The organism is Sphingopyxis witflariensis (assembly GCF_002205635.1).
Classification (GTDB): domain Bacteria; phylum Pseudomonadota; class Alphaproteobacteria; order Sphingomonadales; family Sphingomonadaceae; genus Sphingopyxis; species Sphingopyxis witflariensis.
Map to the genome: position 1 here is coordinate 167,772 of NZ_NISJ01000005.1, position 15,047 is coordinate 182,818.

The window sequence follows — 15,047 nt, forward strand, 5'->3', positions numbered from 1 at the left end:
AAGTTTGGGGTCAAATCAGGCTTTGGCCGTCGCATAATCCTGCGTGCCGCGCGTGATCACTGCATCGTCGGGCAGGATATCGGCAATCGCGATCGGCGGCAGCGCGGCGTTGGCGGTGTAGAGCGGCGCGAAATCGGTATTCACCGTCGTGCCCAGCAGCTGATCGAGGCTGTCGATGACGAAATAATTCTGCTGAAAATCGTCGATCCGGTAATCGGTGCGCATCACGCGCGCGAGGTCGAAGCCGATGCGGTTCGGACTGTCGCTATCGAGCGCGAACATACTCTCGGCAAAAGAGGAAACGATCCCCGCGCCATAGATGCGCAAGGCCCCGTCTTCGCGGATCAGGCCGAATTCGACAGTGTACCAGTAAAGCCGGGCGAGCTGTTTGAGCGCGTCATATTTCAGGCTGCGCAGGCCGCCCTCGCCATAGGCGACCATATAGTCGGCGAACACCGGGTCCGCGAGCATCGGGACATGGCCGAAGACGTCGTGAAAGACGTCGGGTTCCTCAAGATAGTCGAGCTGGTCAGGCGTGCGGATGAAATTGCCTGCGGGGAAACGCCGGTTCGCCAGATGATCGAAAAATACCGCGTCGGGGACCAGCCCGGGCACCGCAACAACCTGCCACCCCGTCGCCGCCATAAGCCGCGCGTTAAGATCGCGATAATCGGGAATCCCCGGCTTTTCGAGCCGCAGCACGTCGATGCCGCGTAAAAATGCTTCGGACGCACGGCCCGGCAGCATGTCCGACTGGCGCGTGAACAAACGGTCCCACATCGCATGCTCGTCCGCCGAGAAGGCGTCCCAATTCTGCGCTATCGTCCAGTCGGGTGCGGCGCCCGGCGGCGGGGTTTGATGGACGTGGGTGTCGGGCTTTTTCATGCACGCGCACCTAGCATAAAATAGTTACAAGTGAAACGTTATCCATCGAGCGCAATAAGCTGTGTCGCCAGCCGGTCAACCTCGGCGCGGTCGTGGCTGACGTAAAGGATCGGCAGTTTCAGCGTGTCGCGAATGCGCTCGATCACCGTCATAATATCCTCGCGCCGCGCGGCATCGAGCGACGACAAAGGCTCGTCCATCAACAGGCATTGCGGCGCGCGCAGCAAGGCGCGGCCGATCGCGACGCGCTGCGCCTCGCCCCCGGACAGGCCATGCGGCCAGCGGTCGAGCAGATGGCCGATGCCAAGGAAATCGACCGCCTCGTCAAGCGCCATCCAGCGATCGGCGGGGTCGGCAAGATGATGGCCATAGAGCAGGTTCGCGCGCACCCGGCGGTGCGGGAACAGCCGCCCGTCCTGAAAGACATAACCGATCCGCCGTGCCTCGGGCGGCAGATCGATGCCGTCGCCAAACAAGGTGCGATCGCCGATACGGATATGACCGCGATCTGGCTTGAGCAGCCCGGCGACCATGTTGAGGATGCTGGTCTTGCCCGCGCCCGACGGGCCGAACAGGGCGGTCAGCCCCGCCCCCGCGGTAAAGCGCACGCCGATGCTTCGGTCGCCCAGCCGGCGTTCAACGTCGATGTCAAAGGACATGGCGATCCTGTCCCCGATGGCCGCGCCGCACCAGCCATTCGGACGCGACGAGGGCTGCAAGCGACAGCGCAACCGACAGCAGAGCGAGCCGTGTCACCATCGCCTCACCGCCGGGAACCTGCAGCGCCGAATAGATGGCGAGCGGCAGTGTGCGTGTTTCGCCCGGAATGTTCGAGACGAAGGTGATCGTCGCGCCAAACTCGCCGATCGAACGCGCGAAACCGAGGACGAGCGCGGCGAGGACGCCGGGGAGCGCGAGCGGCAGGCTGATCGTCCAGAAGCTGTGCCACGCGCTCGCACCGAGCGTCCGCGCCGCGCCCTCAAGCCGCCGGTCGATCGCCTCGATCGACAGCCGCATCGCGCGGACCATCAGCGGCAGTGCCATGATCGCGGCGGCGAGTGCAGCGCCGGTCCAGCGGAACATCAGGCTGACCCCGAACCAGCTTTCGAGCCAGCGTCCGACGGGTCCGAAGGGGCCAAAGGCGACAAGCAGAAGCCAGCCGGTTACCACCGGTGGCACGACCAGCGGCAAATGGACGAGACCGTCGAGCAGCATGCGGCCGGGAAAGCGTTTGCGCGCGAGCAGCCACGCGAGCGCAAAGGCGATCGGCAAGGTAGCGAGCACCGCGACGCCGCCGACCTTCAGCGACAGCGCGACGATGCCCCATTCTTCGGATGAGAGCATCTAACGCACGATCATTGCTGATATGATGAGTTCGTCATTGCGAGGACCCGAAGGCGACGCGGCAATCCAGAGCGGTGCAAGGCCGCCCCTGGATTGCTTCGCTCCACTCGCAATGACGAAATTTCCCATGTTCTAAGGGGCCGAAAAGCCGTGCCGCGCGAAGATTGCGCGGCCTTGCTTCGACAGCAGGAAGGCACGAAAACCCGCGGCGTCCTTGTGCCGCGATGCCTTGAGCAGCGCGACGGGGTAACGGATCGGTGGGTGACTCGACGCGGGAAAGGTGCCGACGACGCGCACACTGCGCGACGCCCGCGCGTCGGTCGCATAGACAATGCCGAGCGGCGCCGCGCCGCGTTCGACAAGCGCCATCGCGGCGCGGACATTTTCGGCGGGAGCGACCTTCGAAGCGACGCTGGTCCACACGCCGAGCGCTGTCAGCGCGGCCTTGGCATATTTGCCCGCAGGCACCGCATCGGGATCGGCCAGTGCGAGCCGTCCGCTACCGAGTGCCCGCGCCAGCGGAAAGCCGCGCGCGGGGGTCAGCTTCATCGTACTGCCGACCGGCGCGATCAGCACCAGCCGGTTGCCGAGCAGGGTCGTGCGGCTGTTCGCACGCAGTAGCCCCGCCTTGGCGACCGCATCCATCCATGGCTCGTCGGCCGACAGAAACAGATCAGCAGGCGCCCCGGCGAGCAATTGCCGCGCGAGCGCCGACGAGGCTGCAAAGGAAATGATGGGCCTGGCATGCCCCTTGGCCGCCCAGACATCGGCAGCCTCGGTCAGTGATTCCTGCAAGCTCGCCGCCGCCATCACCAGCGGCCCGCGCTCGGCCGCCGTCGCGGCGGGGGCGAGGAGGAAAACAAACAGGGTGAAAAAGAAGCGGGCCATCGCCGACCTATAGAATGGACACTACCCCCCGCCTAGGCCTTCACCGCCACCCCCAGCCAGCGCGCCATGCGCGGGAGGCGCGGCAGGATCAACCGATCGACGATCCAGAGCAAAATCAGCGACGCCGCGAGCGACGGCAGCACCGCCGCGAGGAGCAGGACGATCGCAGCGACGCCCTTCGTCTTCGCCGGGTCGCGCACGCCGGGCGGGGCGCCGAGCGCATCCTCGGGCTTGCGGCGGCGCCACATCAGGAAACCCGATACCGCAAGCGTCACAAGCATCAGCGCTGTGAACGCGCCGATCAACTGGCTGACGATCCCGAACAACGCGCCCTCGTGCCATGCGATGCCGATACCAACGATGCGGTCGATGACATGCTTGTCGGCAAAGCCGCTTCGCGACACTTCGATCCCGGTCACGACGTCATAGCTGACCTTGCGGACCAACGGCCGATTCTGCGTCTGGGTGGTCAGCGTCCAATGATTTCCGTTGGGCGGTCCGAACAGGTTCGGCGCACCCGGCGGCTGAATTATGACCGGCGCGGGAAGATCTTCATTTTGCGCGCGCAGCACGATCCGGTCGAGTGCAACGCGCGGTTCGAACGCGGCGCCGGGGTCGGACGTCGGCTTGGCCATCGCCCCGTGATCCTGCGCGGCATGATGGTCGCTCGCTCCGCCCTTCCAATCCTGTGTTCCCGCGACCCAGCCCATTTCCGCACGCACCGCGCGAAAGCCACTCGCCCAGACGTCGGTCCATGGCAACGCCGTCAGCAGCAATATGAGCGCGAGGCCCGACACCCAAAAGCCGGTCACCGCATGCAGGTCTCGCAGCGCGGTGCGCCCACCGCGCGACAGCCGCGGCCATACCACCCCGGCCAGCCCGCGCCCGCGCGGCCACCAGAGATACAGCCCGGTCAGGATCATCACGATCGCCCAGCTTGCCGCCAGTTCGACGACCATCCCGCCGGGCTTGCCGATGAGCAGGCTGCCATGGATCTTCGCCAGCCACGCCGAAATGCGGTCGTCGGGATCAGCGGACCCGATCACCTGCCCCTGCGGCGACACCGCAACGTCGCGCATTCCGCCTGCGGGCAGACCTACATGAACGATCGCGGCGTCGCCGGGAGCCTGCGGCACCCGGTAATAGTGAAAACTCGCGCCGGCAAAGGCGGTCAGCACCGCCTTCACCTGCGCATCAGCGTCGATACGCTCGGCGGTCGGCAGGTCGCGCCACGCGCTTTCCTGCCATCGGTCGAGCTGCGGCTTGAACAGATAGGCCGCCCCCGTCACCGACAGCATCAGGATAAAGGGGATGACGAACAGTCCGGCATAGAAATGCCAGCGCCAGATCGTGCGATAGAGCGGAATCCGGTTGGTGTCGGTCATCCCCGAATCCCCTTAGAAGCGCGCGCGAATGCCGGCCGACACGGCGCGGCGTTCAACGGGGTAGTAGATCGCCGAGGTGTCGGTCACCGCAATCGCGGCGCTGATGTCGCCGATCGCCTTTTTGCCGGTGATGTTACGGACGTCGACGAAGGCGTCGAAACCTTCGGCGATCCGCGCGCCGCCCGTCACGCCGATCAGCGCATAGCCGGGGGTGCGCACCAGATTGCGGTAATCCGCGAAGGGACCGTCGGGGACCCATTCAAGGTTCGGTGCGATGTGCAGCGTGTCGGTGCCGATACGGAGTTCGGCACGGTACACATGCTTCGGCACGACCGGCAGGCGATTGTCGCCATAAGCGGCGTCGCTGCGGAAGCGGAAGTTGCTGTAGGTGTAAACCTGCCGCAGCCGCAGCCAGTCGGTCGCGGCGATTTCCAGCGCCGCCTCGATGCCTTCGTGCCGCGTGCGGTTGGCATTGAAGGTCGATGCCGGAATGTCGGCGCCGACGACATATTGCAGCATCTCGCCCTTGATGTCGGAGCGGTAGAGGGTGAGATCCCAGTTGACCGGGCCCTTCGTGCCGCGGGTTCCGATCTCGGCTGTCCACGCGCGCTGTGGGTCGAGCGCGACGAAACTCGCAATCTGCGCCAGCTCGTTGAAGCCGGGAAATTCGACCGAGCGGCTGTAATTGGCATAGATTTGGACATCGGGTGCGGGCTCGAACAGCAATCCGACCTTGGGCGAGAAGGCGTTGAAGTCGGCACGGCCGACGGTGCCCGCCTGCGCGGGAGCGGCGGCGTTGACGTTGATGACCTGCTTGCGCGTGCCATCGGCGTAGATGCCGCCCGCCACCAGAGTCAGCCGCTCGACCGGACGGACGCGGATTTCGCCATAGAGCGTTGCGGTGCGGGCATCCTGATCGGCGTTGAAGCGCAGCGCGCCGCGCTTGCCCGCGAGGTTGACGAAGCGCTTCGACCGAATATCGCCAATGCGCAGCTCGCCACCCAGCGTCGCCTCGATCCGGCCGCCGGCATAGTCGAGACGGAAATAGCCGCCGCGATCGAAGCTGTCCTGATCGATCACCTCGAAGATTGGATGATAGAGCGACTTGGCGTTGACGAAGCCGCCGACGTCGAGCTTCACCGCGCCCCAGTCGAAGCTGGTGCGGTTCTGGATGCGCAGCGAATCGACGTCGCGCGCATGATCGTTCGCAACGCTGCCCGCATTGGCCGTGCGCGGCGTCGTCAGCGCCTCTGTCCGGGTCAGCGCACCGGGGATTTGCTGATTAATGTTGTTGAAACTGGCATAGAGCCGGTTCGACACGATATCGCTCAAGCGCATCCCGACATTGCCGTGGAAGCGAAAGCTGCGCCGTTTGGCGTGATCGCGGTCACCGTCCGATGTGTCGGCGCTGACCGCGCCCCACGCATCGACACGCTCCCCCGCAACGCCTGCCGACACCAGACCGCGGATGCTGCCAAAGCTGCCGACGTCGCCGCGCAGGTAAATCCCCTCCGCCGTGCGTCCCGTCGGGGTCACCCCATTAACCGCGCCGCCGAGCGTTCCCGACCCGAAGCGCAGTGCATTGGCGCCGCGATAGACTTCCAGATGATCGAAGAAGATCGGTTCAAGCTCCTGGAAATCGCCATTATCGTCGGCGAGGTTGATCGGCACCCCGTCCTGGAGCAGCGTCAGCCCGCGCATGTGGAAGCCGCGCGAGAGGCCCGAACCGCGGATCGAAATGCGGACCTCCTGCCCGTAGCGTGGCTGGAGATAGACGCCGGGGGAGAAGGCCAGCGTGTCGCGCAGGCTGACGATCGACTTGTCGGCATAGTCCTGATGGCTGACGACATCGGCGCCGCCGGGCGTTCTGGCGACGCGCATTTCGGCGGCGTCGGTGATTTCGGGCGCGGTGACGATGATCGTCGAGTCGGCTTCCTCGGCGTGGGACGAAGCGGGGACGAACGAAAAGGCGAGCGCCAGCAAGGGCGCCGCGCGACAGGCGTGGAGTGTCATAGATAATCCTTCGGAAGATTCAGGTTTGGACCGCGCCGCGCGGGTGCGCGGGCGGCCAGTCAGGCTGGATCAGGCGAAGGCGGGTGGTCCGGTACTCGGCGGCAGCGGCGACGCGATGCCCGGCGCATAGCCGAGCGCCCTGACCGGCGCGGGGGTTGGTTCGGCCCGCAGCGGTGCGGCGGGAAGGACGGGGGTTGCGGGAACGATCGGCGCGGCGGCGAGCGCGCCCCATGGGCAATGCTGGTCGCTCGCGGCGGCGTCATGGTCGCCGACCTTTTCGATCGGAATGGTGATCGTCCCGCCGGGGTTGGCGGGGTCCGAACAGACGCGGACGGTAATCGTGCCCATCGCATCGCTCTCGATCATCCAGCCCGGCGCGACGAGCACACGCGCGGCGAGCGCGAGTAGCAGCGGCAGCAAAAGCAGGATGCCGGGACGGCGAAAGGCGGCGAGCAGGCTCACGCGCTGCGCCTTATGCCTGTGATGCGAAACAGGCAAGCCGCATGGCACCTCGTCATTGCGAGCGGAGCGAAGCAATGACGAGGTGGGCTATTCGGCGGGGGTTTCGTCGATCTTCTTGCCGGTGCGGGTCCAGGGATAGAGGAATTGCCCCCAATAGTTGCGCGGCACATCTTCGGGGATGCCGTAATTTTCGGGCCAGCGGTCCTTGGGCAGATGGAAGGTGCCGAACAGCTTGTCGATCCACGGGAAGTGGATTGCGAAATTGACGTCGAACGCCTCGCGCTCCAGCCCATGGTGCCAATGGTGGAAACGCGGGGTCGCGATCCAGTGGCCGAGCCAGTTGAAATTGCCGCCGACATTGGCGTGGAGCAGCGACGACCAGACATAGACGAAGCCGATATAGGCCTGCATCACCGACGGCGCGAAACCGAGGGTGAAGAGCGGCAGCGAGGTGATCGAGCGCAGCAGGATGATCTCGACGAAATGCATCCGCGACCCTGCGAGCCAGTCCATCGACTTGGCGCTGTGGTGCACCGCGTGGAAACCCCAGAGAAAGGGGTAGCGGTGAAAGGTGCGGTGAAACCAATATTGCGCCATGTCCGACGCGACGAGGACGATCGCAAACTGGACGAGCCACGGCAGGCTGGCGACCCCGGCGCGGAACGCATCCCAGTTGCTGGTGCTGTCGTTGATGATCGTCGACGGCGCGAGCGCGAGGAAGCCGAGCACCTGCACGAACATCGTGCTGACCAGATAATAGAAAAGATCCTCGCGCCATTCGGTGCGGAACAGACGCTGTTTGCGGCGATGCGGAAAAGCGCGTTCCAGCGGCGCGAACATGAATCCGGTGACGAGCAGGTTCACGACGAAGAAGTCGAGTCCGAAGAAAATGCCCCAGCTTTGCGTCTCGTCGGGCTGAACATTGGCGCCGCCGATCAAAGTCGCGGCGAGCCCGATCATCAGCGCGGTCGCGCCCAACGCCTTGCGCGGGCGGAGCAGCAGGCTGAGCAGCGAGAGCGCGTAGCTGGCGAGCAGGATCAGGTGGACGGCGCCGCGAAATCCGCCCCAATTTTTGACGATCGCCAGTTCGGGGGTCGCGAACCAATCGGGAAAGCGCAGCGCAATGACCATGAAGAAACCGGCGACCGCGAAGAGCAGGCCGAAAAAGCCCGAGAGCCAGCCGCTGCCGAACCGCCGCACTTCGGTGTGCGATTCGAGGTCGCGCATGAGGGCGTCCAGATAGTCACGTTTGGCCATGTGGTCCCCCATCCTCTCGATCGTCATGCCGGACTTGATCCGGCATCCACTGCTGCCCCGGCGTCATGGCCCCCGGACCAAGTCCGGGGTGACTCAGATACATAGCTCATCCGCTCGCGCCATATGTGATGTCGCGCACCATTCTTACGATCCTCCCTGTGGCGAAGCCATGGGGAGGATGTTTTCACCCCGCCGCGGCGACAATCTCCGCCCATTCGGCTTCGTCGATCACGCGGATACCCAGCCCGGCCGCCTGCTTGAGTTTCGATCCCGCGCCCGGGCCCGCGACCAGCAGGTCGGTCTTTGCGCTGACGCTCCCGGCCGCCTTGGCGCCAAGCGCTTCGGCCTGTGCTTTCGCCTCATCGCGGCTCATCGTCTCAAGCTTGCCGGTAAACACCACGGTCATTCCCGACACTTCGCTGGCGCGGGTTTCGACGACATAAGGCGGCGGCGAGACCTCGGAGAAAAGATCATCCCACAGCGCGCGGTTGTGCGGTTCGTGGAAGAAGTCGCCGAGCGCCTCGGCGACGGCCGGACCGATGCCGTCGGCGCGGACTTCGAGGATCGCTTTGATCGCCTCCATCTTGCGCGTCATATATTTGCCGTCGGACTCGCCCTCGCCCTGCGGATTGGCATCGAGCCAGGCCTGCATCTCGGCCGCCTTGCCCGGAAGCCGCGCGATATCGCCGAGCCCCTTGAGCAGGTCACGCGCAGTCACCGCGCCAATGTGGCGGATGCCGAGCCCGAAGAGCAGCCGCGCCGCGTCGGGCGACCTTTTCGCCTCGATCGCGGCGAAGAGATTGTCGACCGACTTTTCCTTCCACCCCTCGCGCGTGAGCAATTCGACGCGGTGGTTCTTCAGGCGGTAGATGTCGGCGGGGCCGTTCAGCCAGCCGGCCTCGATAAATTCGGCGATACTCTTTTCGCCCAGCCCCTCGATGTCGAGCGCGCCGCGGCTAACGAAATGGCGCAGCCGCTCGAACTTCTGCGCGCCGCAGATGAGGCCGCCGGTGCAGCGGACATCGACTTCGCCCTCCTCTGCCACCGCCTCGCTGTCGCAGACGGGGCAATGGTCGGGGAAGATGTAAGGTGCGCGATCCTCGTCACGGGTCAGGTTTTCGACGACCTGCGGGATGACGTCGCCCGCACGCTGGACGACAACACGGTCGCCCGGGCGGACGCCGAGGCGGCCGATCTCGTCGCGGTTGTGGAGCGTGACGTTCGACACGACGACCCCGCCGACGGTCACCGGAACCAGCCGCCCGACGGGGGTGAGCTTGCCGGTGCGGCCGACCTGGATATCGATCGCTTCCAGCGTCGTCTGCGCGCGTTCGGCAGGGAATTTATGCGCGATCGCCCAGCGCGGCGCCTTGGCGACAAAGCCCAGCCGCACCTGCCATGCAAGGCTGTCGACCTTGTAGACGACGCCGTCGATATCATAGGGCAGCTCGGCGCGCTGGCGTTCGATATCGGCATAATGGGCGAGCACGGCCTCGACATTTTCGAAACGCCCAAGCAGCGGCGACACGGGAACGCCCCAGCTTTCGATCAGCCGCATCATTTCATATTGCGTCCCGGCGGGAACGGCGCTGACCTCGCCCCAGCCATGCGCGAGGAAGCGCAGCGGACGCGCTGCGGTGACGCTGGCATCCTTCTGGCGCAGCGATCCGGCGGCGGCATTGCGCGGATTGGCGAACTGGCGCGCCTTTTCGGGATCGTCCGCCTCGGCAAGCAGGCGCGCGTTGAGCGCAGCAAAGTCGTCCTTCGCCATATAGACTTCGCCGCGGATTTCGAAGACCTCGGGAACATCCCCGGCCAGTTGCTGCGGAATGTCACCAATCGTCCGCACATTCGGCGTCACATCCTCACCAACGCTACCGTCGCCGCGCGTAGCCGCCTGCACCAGCACGCCCTTTTCATAGCGCAGCGAGCAGGACAGCCCATCGATCTTGTCCTCAGCGGTCAGCGCGATCGGGGCATCTTCCGCCAGATTCAGGAAGCGCCGTACCCGCGCGACAAACTCCGCGACATCCTCGCCGTTGAACGCATTGTCGAGGCTCATCATCCGCTGGGCATGGGTGATCTTCGACAGCGGCGACGCCTCGACCGCGGCGCCGACCATATTGTTCGGGCTGTCGGCGCGGACCAGATACGGGAATGCCGCCTCAAGTTCATTGTTGCGGCGGATGAGCGCGTCATAGTCGGCGTCCGAAATCTCGGGCGCATCCTCGGCATGATAGCGCTTATTGTGATGGGCGATCTGTTTCGCCAAGCGCATCAGTTCGTTCGCGGCGTCGGCTTCGGAAAGCGATTCAATCTCGGTCATGCACCGGCCTTTGCCACCGGCTTGAACTCGGCGCGAGTACCAAATCCGGCGATCAGCGGGCGCCCCTTTTTGATCGCCGCCTGCACGGCGGGCAGTTGGAGCGACGCCTCGTGCGCAGCCTTGTCGGTCCACAGCTCGACGATCCACAGAGCGTCGGGGTTCGCGCTGTCCTCGCCGATCAGATAGGCGATGTTGCCGGGCATCTGATCCGTGCCTTCGGAAAGGATTGCCGCGAGCGCTGCTCGCTGGCCGGGCTGCGCCATCATCTGGCCGAGCAGGCCATATTGGGGTTCGGCGTCTTCCATCAGCTTCTCCAGTGCGCCTGCCTTGGCCGCAGGCAGCAGCGCCGCCGCCACTACGAGCAGCGCGGCCAGATGCTCGCGCCGGTTCATCGCTTCGCCAGCACCAGCACATGCACCTCGCGCCGGATGCGGAAACCCAGCGCCTCATAAAGCGCAATCGCGCCCGCATTGTCGGCATAGCTGTGCAGGAAGGGCTGTTCGCCGCGCGCAACCATCGCGCGCATGACATGGCCGATCAGCGCGCGGGCGAGCCCGCGGCCGCGGCAATCGGCCCAGGTCGACACGCCGCTGACCTCGGCCATCCCAGGCATCAGCATGCGCTGCCCCGCCATTGCGAGCAGGCGGCCATTCTCGCGAACCCCAAAGAAGGGGCCGTAAAGATGCGTCTTCGGCCCCCAAGGGCCGGGCTTGGCGTGATCGGCGAGCGCGGCCATTTCGGCGGCGTCGGCGTCGGTCAGCGCAACGATGTCCGGATCGTTCGGACGCGGCTCGGGTGGCGGCCCTTCAGCGACCATCTGCGCCAGCACTGCACGCTTGACCTCGCTTGCGCCAGCGGGAACCGGCCAGGGTTCGCCCTCGACGATCCACAATTCGCCATCATCGGAGATCAGCGCCGCGAGCGCCGCCTGCGCCTCCGCGTTCTGCTCAGCCGCCGCGCCAAACGGCCCATAGCCGCGGTCGATCCGCACCGCGCGGGCGTCGCCCTCGACGATATGCGCCTGCCGTCCCGTGAGCATGTTCCAGATCGGCCGGTCGAGGGGGTGAGTTTGGCTCACGCCGCGACCTCCAACAAGCGCTCCGCCTGCGCGCGGGCTTCGTCGGTGACTTCGGCGCCCGAGAGCATGCGCGCGATTTCCTCGCGGCGGCCCGCGTCGGAAAGCTCATGGACGCTGGTGCGGGTGACGATGCCTTCACTCGATTTGGCGATGACGAAATGCGCGGCGCCCTTGGCGGCGACCTGCGGACTGTGAGTCACCGCGAGCAACTGCTTGCCCGCACCCGCAAGCCGCGCGAGCCGGTCACCGATCGCTGACGCGACCGCGCCGCCGACGCCGCGGTCGATTTCGTCGAAGATGATCGTGTCGGCGCCGCCCTCTTCGGCGAGTGCGACCTTCAGCGCTAAGATGAAGCGCGACAATTCGCCGCCCGACGCAATTTTGGCGAGCGGTGCGAAGGGCGCGCCGGGGTTGGTCGAAATCAGGAACTCGATGCGATCCATGCCGTCGGCGCCCCAGCGTTCGGCGGGCAATCGCTCGACGAGGGTCTGGAAACGCGCGGCATCGAGCTTGAGCGGCACCAGTTCGCCCGCCACCGCCGCGTCGAGGCGGACCGCGGCCTTGGCGCGGAGATCGGACAATGCGGTCGCGGCGTGGGTGTAGGTGGCGGCAGTTTCGGCGACCATCGCCTCAAGCTTCGCGAGCCCAGCGCTGCCCCCCTCGATCGCATCGAGCCGCGCCGCGAGTTCGCCCGTCAATTCGGCGAGCGCGTCAGGCTGACACCCATGCTTGCGCGCCATCGCGCGAAGTTCGAACAATCGGGTCTCGGTCGTCTCGAGCCGCTCGGGGTCATATTCCATCGCGCGCGCGGCTTCGTGCAGCTTCGCCTCGGCCTCGTCGGCCTCGATGATCGCGCGGTCGAGCCCCGCGAGCGCTTCGGCGAGCAGCGGATGGTCGCCCGCCAGCCGATCGAGCCGCCGCGCCGCGCCGCGCAGCTGCGCCGGACCGCTATCGCTGCCCTCGAACGCCGCCATGATCGCGCCGAGATCGCCGGCGATCTTCTCGCCCTTTTGCATCACCGCGCGCGCTTCGGCGAGTTCTTCCTCTTCACCCGGCTGCGGGTTCAGCGTCTGGAGTTCGGCGACGCAATGTGCCAGCCACTCGCGATCACGCTCCGCCTCGGCCAGCGCGCTGCGCGCCGCCGCCAGCCGTTCCTCGGCGCCGCGCCATGCGGCATGGGCGGCGGAAACCCCGGCGGTGTCGGCGCGGGCATAGGTGTCGAGCAGCGCGCGATGTCCGGCGGGCGCGAGCAGGCCGCGGTCGTCGTGCTGGCCGTGGATTTCGACGAGATAGCTGCCGACTTCGCGGAGCAGAGCTGCCGAACAGGGCTGGTCATTCAGGAAGGCGCGGCTGCCGCCATCGGCTTTCAGCGTGCGGCGGATTAGCAGCGGCTCACCCGCCTCCTGCGCCACATCATTGTCAGCGAGCAGTAATGCCAGTGGCGTCCCGACGGCAGGCGTGGCGAAGCTTGCCGTCACCTGCGCCTTGTCGCACCCCTGCCGCACCAGCGCATTGTCGGCGCGCGCGCCGAGCGCGAGGCCGAGCGCATCGAGCAGGATCGACTTGCCCGCACCGGTCTCGCCGGTCAGCACGCCCAGCCCGGCCTCGAAATCGAGGTCGAGTCGTTCGATCAGAACGATATTGGCAATGGACAGAGCGGTCAGCACAGCACGTCCTTACCGCAGAACAAAGCGCGAATCTATTCCTGGCGGAATCAGGCTGTCGGCGCGTGCTTCTGCATCAGCTTATAGGCGCGGTCGTACCATTTGGTGCCCGGATAATTGGCGCCCAAGACTGCGGCCGATTTCTTCGCCTCCTCGGGGATGCCCAGCGCCAGATAGCATTCGGTCAGGCGATAAAGCGCCTCAGCCGTGTGGCTGGTGGTCTGGAATTTCTGCGTCACTTCGCGGAAACGGATCGACGCGGCGAGCCAGTTGGAGCTGCGCTGATAGAAACGCCCGATCTCCATCTCCTTGCCCGCGAGGTGATCCTGGACCAGATCGACCTTGAGCCGCGCATCGGCGGCATAGCGGCTGTCGGGATAGCGGCGGATCACTTCGCCGAGCGCGTTCGATGCCTGCTGCGTGATTTTCTGGTCGCGCGTGACGTCGCTGATCTGCTCATAATAGCTGAGCCCGATCAGATAATAGGCATAGGCCGCATCTTTGTTGCCCGGGTGAATCGCAAGGAAACGCTGCGCCGATTCGATCGCCGGGGTATATTCGCGGTCCATATAATAGGAAAAGCTGCTCATCAGCTGTGCCCGGCGCGCCCAAGGCGAATAGGGATGCTGGCGCTCGACCTCGTCGAACAGCGCTGCGGCGATCCGGTAATTGCCCTGATCGAGCCGATCCTGCGCCGCGCGGTACAGCGTGTTGACGTCGCGCGCGACATAACGCGTGTCTTTCTTGACGCCGGCACCGCCGCCGCAGGCCGCCAAAAGTGGCGTGATCACAAGGGTAGCGGCGAGCAGGCGCGTCATGGCACGCGAGGAGGAGCGCTGAGTCATGCGGGCGGTATAGACACAGCGCGGATGAACGCAAAATAAATGATCGCGCTTTTCTGAGCGCGAGTGCCGGTCCGCTCGAAAATCAAGGCGCCTTGACGACGCAGCCCGTCGGCGCGTCGGCCAGGGCGGGCACGCGGCGCGCCGATTTGATCGTCACCATCGGCGCGAGCATCTGGCCCTTCATCACGCCCTCGCCCAGCGTTTCGGACACCGGGGCGGCATAGATTTTCTCCGCCACCTCCTCGCCCGCGACGATCTCACCGAACACCGCAAAGCCCGCATTGTCGCCGCCAAGCTTGGGATCGGCATCGAAACCCTTGATTTCGCTGAGCAACAAAAAGAAATCGCTCGTCGCGTCGCCGGGCGCCAGCCGCGCCATCGACAGCGCGCCCTTGCAGTTGGTGAGGCCAGTGACGTTGGTCGGCTCATGCACGATCGGGGGATAGTTGAGGCGCGGATCGCCGCGATTCCCCGCCTGGATCAGCTGGCTCGCCGGCCCCCAGCTACGCGTCGAACGATAAAATTGAAACCCGTCCATCCGTTTCGCATCGACATAGCGCAGGAAATTTTTCGCAGTGACCGGCGCGCGCTTGTCCTCCAGCCGCACGATGATGGTGCCAAGATCGGTGGTGAGCGCGACATAGGGGCGCGTGTCGGCGGCGCCGGGCGCTTCAGGCTTGGGCGGCACCGGCAAGGGTGGCGGGGGTGGTGGCGGCGCAAAGGTCGGCATCGGGCGCGTCCGCGGCGCCGGGACCGGTGCGGGTTGGGCCGCTGCGGCGGCGAGCGACAGGATCAGCGTCTCGAAAATCATGGCATCCTCGGTTCGAAAAATGGCCTGCGGCAAGGCTAGACGCTGTTCGTCGCCCCGCCAAGCCGCTGCTTGATGGACGCGCCGCATCC

14 protein-coding genes are annotated in these 15,047 nt (G+C 65.7%); all 14 read right to left on the bottom strand.

Annotation, left to right across the window (positions count from 1 at the left end; translation table 11 throughout):
- Positions 1–15: 15 nt before the first annotated feature.
- The 14 genes from phhA to CDQ91_RS11395 all read right to left on the bottom strand — a co-directional run bounded on the left by phhA (position 16) and on the right by CDQ91_RS11395 (position 14,958).
- Positions 16–885: a phenylalanine 4-monooxygenase gene (gene phhA / locus CDQ91_RS11330; protein ID WP_088472837.1), complete on the bottom strand. Its 870-nt coding sequence runs from the start codon at positions 883–885 to the stop codon at positions 16–18.
- Positions 886–923: 38 nt separating this feature from the next.
- Positions 924–1,544, bottom strand: coding sequence for a molybdenum ABC transporter ATP-binding protein (locus CDQ91_RS11335; protein WP_088472838.1), 621 nt, complete (start codon positions 1,542–1,544; stop codon positions 924–926).
- Positions 1,534–2,229 (bottom strand): molybdate ABC transporter permease subunit, encoded by a 696-nt coding sequence (gene modB / locus CDQ91_RS11340; protein ID WP_088472839.1) that lies wholly within the window; start codon positions 2,227–2,229, stop codon positions 1,534–1,536. The genes CDQ91_RS11335 and modB overlap by 11 nt, the downstream gene beginning before the upstream one ends.
- 132 nt (positions 2,230–2,361) lie before the next feature.
- On the bottom strand, positions 2,362–3,117 hold the full coding sequence (modA, locus tag CDQ91_RS11345) for a molybdate ABC transporter substrate-binding protein (protein WP_088472840.1): 756 nt from the start codon (positions 3,115–3,117) through the stop codon (positions 2,362–2,364).
- Between the two features lie 32 nt (positions 3,118–3,149).
- On the bottom strand, positions 3,150–4,502 hold the full coding sequence (locus CDQ91_RS11350) for a PepSY-associated TM helix domain-containing protein (RefSeq protein WP_088472841.1): 1,353 nt from the start codon (positions 4,500–4,502) through the stop codon (positions 3,150–3,152).
- A gap of 12 nt (positions 4,503–4,514) precedes the next feature.
- Positions 4,515–6,515: a TonB-dependent receptor family protein gene (locus CDQ91_RS11355; protein ID WP_088472842.1), complete on the bottom strand. Its 2,001-nt coding sequence runs from the start codon at positions 6,513–6,515 to the stop codon at positions 4,515–4,517.
- Between the two features lie 69 nt (positions 6,516–6,584).
- Entirely contained in the window at positions 6,585–6,977 is a 393-nt protein-coding gene (locus CDQ91_RS11360; RefSeq protein ID WP_144036759.1) for a DUF2946 family protein, read from the bottom strand.
- 87 nt (positions 6,978–7,064) lie between these two features.
- The gene (locus CDQ91_RS11365) at positions 7,065–8,234 is read right to left on the bottom strand and encodes a sterol desaturase family protein (RefSeq protein WP_088472844.1); all 1,170 of its coding nucleotides are present in this window, start codon (positions 8,232–8,234) and stop codon (positions 7,065–7,067) included.
- Positions 8,235–8,418: 184 nt separating this feature from the next.
- On the bottom strand, positions 8,419–10,560 hold the full coding sequence (gene ligA / locus CDQ91_RS11370; RefSeq protein ID WP_088472845.1) for an NAD-dependent DNA ligase LigA: 2,142 nt from the start codon (positions 10,558–10,560) through the stop codon (positions 8,419–8,421).
- Positions 10,557–10,952, bottom strand: a complete 396-nt coding sequence (locus CDQ91_RS11375; protein ID WP_088472846.1) for a putative quinol monooxygenase — start codon at positions 10,950–10,952, stop codon at positions 10,557–10,559. The genes ligA and CDQ91_RS11375 overlap by 4 nt, the downstream gene beginning before the upstream one ends.
- Positions 10,949–11,638 carry a GNAT family N-acetyltransferase gene (locus CDQ91_RS11380; RefSeq protein WP_237245950.1) on the bottom strand — a complete coding sequence of 230 codons (690 nt, stop codon included), beginning with the start codon at positions 11,636–11,638 and terminating at the stop codon, positions 10,949–10,951. The genes CDQ91_RS11375 and CDQ91_RS11380 overlap by 4 nt, the downstream gene beginning before the upstream one ends.
- Complete coding sequence (recN, locus tag CDQ91_RS11385; RefSeq protein ID WP_088472848.1) at positions 11,635–13,305, bottom strand: DNA repair protein RecN; 1,671 nt, start codon at positions 13,303–13,305, stop codon at positions 11,635–11,637. Before recN ends, CDQ91_RS11380 begins: the two co-directional genes overlap by 4 nt.
- Positions 13,306–13,352: 47 nt before the next feature.
- Positions 13,353–14,147 (bottom strand): outer membrane protein assembly factor BamD, encoded by a 795-nt coding sequence (locus CDQ91_RS11390; RefSeq protein WP_088472849.1) that lies wholly within the window; start codon positions 14,145–14,147, stop codon positions 13,353–13,355.
- Positions 14,148–14,229: 82 nt separating this feature from the next.
- Positions 14,230–14,958 carry a peptidylprolyl isomerase gene (locus CDQ91_RS11395; RefSeq protein ID WP_088472953.1) on the bottom strand — a complete coding sequence of 243 codons (729 nt, stop codon included), beginning with the start codon at positions 14,956–14,958 and terminating at the stop codon, positions 14,230–14,232.
- Between the last annotated feature and the right edge of the window lie 89 nt (positions 14,959–15,047).

What these genes read in the sequence shown, in the direction of transcription:
- CDQ91_RS11375 (WP_088472846.1), bottom strand. Translation starts at nt 10,952, where the DNA reads ATGAACCGGCGCGAGCATCTGGCCGCGCTGCTCGTAGTGGCGGCGGCG.
- CDQ91_RS11355 (WP_088472842.1), bottom strand. Translation starts at nt 6,515, where the DNA reads ATGACACTCCACGCCTGTCGCGCGGCGCCCTTGCTGGCGCTCGCCTTT.
- ligA (WP_088472845.1), bottom strand. Translation starts at nt 10,560, where the DNA reads ATGACCGAGATTGAATCGCTTTCCGAAGCCGACGCCGCGAACGAACTG.
- modB (WP_088472839.1), bottom strand. Translation starts at nt 2,229, where the DNA reads ATGCTCTCATCCGAAGAATGGGGCATCGTCGCGCTGTCGCTGAAGGTC.
- phhA (WP_088472837.1), bottom strand. Translation starts at nt 885, where the DNA reads ATGAAAAAGCCCGACACCCACGTCCATCAAACCCCGCCGCCGGGCGCC.
- CDQ91_RS11395 (WP_088472953.1), bottom strand. Translation starts at nt 14,958, where the DNA reads ATGATTTTCGAGACGCTGATCCTGTCGCTCGCCGCCGCAGCGGCCCAA.
- CDQ91_RS11335 (WP_088472838.1), bottom strand. Translation starts at nt 1,544, where the DNA reads ATGTCCTTTGACATCGACGTTGAACGCCGGCTGGGCGACCGAAGCATC.
- modA (WP_088472840.1), bottom strand. Translation starts at nt 3,117, where the DNA reads ATGGCCCGCTTCTTTTTCACCCTGTTTGTTTTCCTCCTCGCCCCCGCC.
- CDQ91_RS11365 (WP_088472844.1), bottom strand. Translation starts at nt 8,234, where the DNA reads ATGGCCAAACGTGACTATCTGGACGCCCTCATGCGCGACCTCGAATCG.
- CDQ91_RS11390 (WP_088472849.1), bottom strand. Translation starts at nt 14,147, where the DNA reads ATGACTCAGCGCTCCTCCTCGCGTGCCATGACGCGCCTGCTCGCCGCT.
- CDQ91_RS11350 (WP_088472841.1), bottom strand. Translation starts at nt 4,502, where the DNA reads ATGACCGACACCAACCGGATTCCGCTCTATCGCACGATCTGGCGCTGG.